This window comes from Pseudomonas agronomica (assembly GCF_025917275.1).
In the GTDB taxonomy this organism is placed as follows: Bacteria; Pseudomonadota; Gammaproteobacteria; order Pseudomonadales; family Pseudomonadaceae; genus Aquipseudomonas; species Aquipseudomonas agronomica.
On the sequence record NZ_JAOSHO010000551.1, the window covers coordinates 1 to 3,085 of the forward strand.

The 3,085-nt window shown below is 64.5% G+C and carries 1 protein-coding gene; it reads right to left on the reverse strand.

Annotation, left to right across the window (positions count from 1 at the left end):
- On the reverse strand, positions 1–3,019 hold a 3,019-nt coding region (locus tag OC610_RS24295), incomplete at its 3' end, for an Hpt domain-containing protein (protein WP_264431486.1).
- Positions 3,020–3,085 lie beyond the last annotated feature (66 nt).

The window sequence follows — 3,085 nt, forward strand, 5'->3', positions numbered from 1 at the left end:
GTTCGTCGAGCATGTCGATCAACGCTTCATGGGCGCGTTGCGCTTCCTGGAAGAATGCGTCGCTGACCGCCAGGCTGCTCTCTTCGACCGCGCCGTAAAGGTCGAGCAAGGCTTCGCAAAGTTCATCCACCGGGTGCAGGTCGGCCAGATGCGCGCCTTCGCCCAGGGTGGTCAACTCGTCGAGTAACGCGCTGAGCTCCTGGCCTTCGCCAGGATGTTGTTGCCAGCGCTGCAGCAGGTTTTCAGCATCCAGCAGGATGTCCATACCCTGAGCGAGGAAGTTGTTGATCAACTGCGGATCACGCTTGGTGCGCGCGCCTTGGTCCGGCGTGCCGAGGACCGCTTTCAAGCGCTCGGTCATCAGTGCCTGGGCGCGCTGGATCAGGTCGGCGGCACCGGAGATCGGCGCCAGCGGCTCGCTGTGCAGTTGACGCAGCCCTCGTCGCAACAGCCCTTCGCCTTCGAGCAGCAGCTCCACCTCATCCAGGTCCAGGGCGATCAAGTGCGCCTTGTATTCCCGGGCCAGTTCGTCCAGCGCCCCGGCGAGCTCGGCAATGGGCAGCACGCCAGCCATGGAGGCGCTGCCCTTGAGCGTGTGCAAGGCACGTTGCAGTTCGTCGTTGGCCTGCAGCGGAAGGTGTTCGGCGGCCTGATCGAGGAAGCAATTGAGCGCGGCGAGGTGCCCCTGGGCTTCGTTGTCGAAGATCTTCAGCAACAGCGGGTCCAGCGCCGCCACGTCCTGTTCGTCGTCCTCTTCGGCATCGCCGCCCTTGGCGAGCGCGTGGGCGCGAGCAGCCAGGCGGTCGACATCGTCACGCTGGCGCTGGTGATGAGCCGCAAACTCAGCGACCAGCCCCGGCAGCAATTGCACCGTCTCGTCAACCAGCTGCCGGACCGAAGCGCCCGGCTCGACACTGCGTTCCAGCACGCGGTTGAGCAGGTTTTCCACCGCCCAGGCCAATTCCCCCAACACCAGCGCCCGGACCATCCGGCCGCTGCCCTTGAGGGTATGGAAAGCCCGCCGCAGTTCTGTCAGGGCGCCGTGGTCGTCGGGGTCGGCCGTCCAGCGCGGCAGGTATTCATGCAGGACATCCAGAACTTCATCGGTCTCCTCGAGGAACACCTCGCGCAGTTCATCGTCCACCGGGCTTTCATCCACGGGGGGCGGCAACAGGCTACCCGGCATGTTCCTCGCCGGCGGGTTGACCGCCGAGACCGGGTTGGCCAGGACTTCGGCCAATGACTGCACGGTCTGCGGATCGTCCAGTTCCTGCAAATCCTGCATGACCTGGGCTTCGTTGGGGCTCAGCACGTCATCGAGCAACGGGACGCGGGCTTCGTCAGGGAAATAACCCAGGATGCCCAAGCTGCGCTCGACGCCGTCCAACAGGCCCTCGGCCGGTTTCAGCGGGTCTTCGCCCAAGCGTTCCAGGTAATATTCCAGGCCGCTGATCACATCGGCCAGGTGATCGAGTTCCTCCCAACCCGGTTGTGCATGTTCGAGCAGCAGGTGCTCGCGGATGAATTCGTTGCACGCCTCCACCAGCCTGGCGGCACGGCTCAACGGAATCATCGCCAGCGCGCCGCGTACCTGGGTCAACAGCGCGGGCATGTCCTTGAGCTGATCGCCGTTCCAGTCGGCGTCGATGTAGTCGACGATCATGTCCTTGGCCTGCTGCAGGCAGGTGTGGGCTTCCTTGATGACGATCTGGTGGATCTGGGTCAGGTCGATCGTCGGCAGGTGGTTGTCTTCGCGGCTTTCAGGTTCGACGGTGCCGACCATGCCGGCCAGCGTCGCCTCGACGTAGAGCAAGGCGCCGGCGACGTCCATCAGCGTCGCATCGTCAGGCTCGCGCTGGCCCTGGGCGAGGCTCAGCACCACGGCCAACTGATCGATGATGACTTTGCGCGGCTGGCCAAACCCCAGCACCGCCAATGTGTCAGCGATTTGCCGCAAGGGCGCCAGCAGGCTGTCCAGTTCCGAGGCATGCTGGCGATCGCTGCGCACGAACAGGTCCAGGCGTTCCTTGACCCGCACCAGCTCCTCGCACAGTGCGGCAAGGACCGAGCGCATGGCATCGCGGTCGGGCCCCGCCAGCCGCGCGCGTTCTTCGTCGACCATGGCGCTGTCGGGCAGCGCATCGTCCAGTGAGTAGCGTTCTTTCATGATCTGCATCTGCCCGCTGGGATGTTCGGCCTTGGCAATATAGAACAACAGACTCTTGAGCAGGCGTGGCGGGGCCGGCTGATTGATGCCCGGCATGCCTTGTTCCAGCAGGCGCTTGAGCTCCTTGTCGGCGTCTTTGAACAGGCTGCGCAGCGCCGGGCTGTTGGCGATACGCCCGTCGCGCATGCCTTCGACCAGCGCCGAGGCGACTTGCCACAACGCATTGAGCGGCGCCCCGGCGCACAGGGCTTCGAGACGATGAAAGACCTTGGCCAGGTAACCCAGATGCGTGGCGTCGTCCTGCTCACGCAGCAATCCCGCCAGCGCGACTTGCAGGCTCTGGCGCAATTTGCGCAGGGTATTGGGCAGGTCGGCCGGTTCGAGCCGCTTCAAGGCGTCAGCATCGAGCGGCGCGATGTCTGGCAGTTCCGGGCTGAACAGGCGGGTCTCGGACAAAAGGCCTTCGCCCCGGGCGCTGCGCAAGTCATTGATCAACGGCAGTACCACCAACGGCAGGTCGCGGCGGGCGCCGTGCACGCGCTCAAGGTAAGCCGGCAGTTGGCCCAGCGCCTGGCGCAACAGGCTGATGGCCTCGTCGCGGTGGGCGATACGGTTGTCCTGCAGGGCGATGCACAGTTGTTCCATTTCCTCGGCGAGCAACGCCGCGCCATAGAACTCGACCATCTGCAGTCCGCCATGGACTTGATGGATGCAGGCCAGGCACTGGCCGAGGGCATCCGACGCCTGCGGATCGTCCACCAGGCGAACGAGGGCCAGGTGGGCCTGCTTCAGCGTTTCGGCAATCTCGCCCTTGACCCATTCCAGGGCCACATAGTCGTGCCGATCACCCATAACCACTCCAAATCAACAGTCGTATGCCGCAGGATTACATCAGCCTTTGTGGCGAGGGAGCTTGCT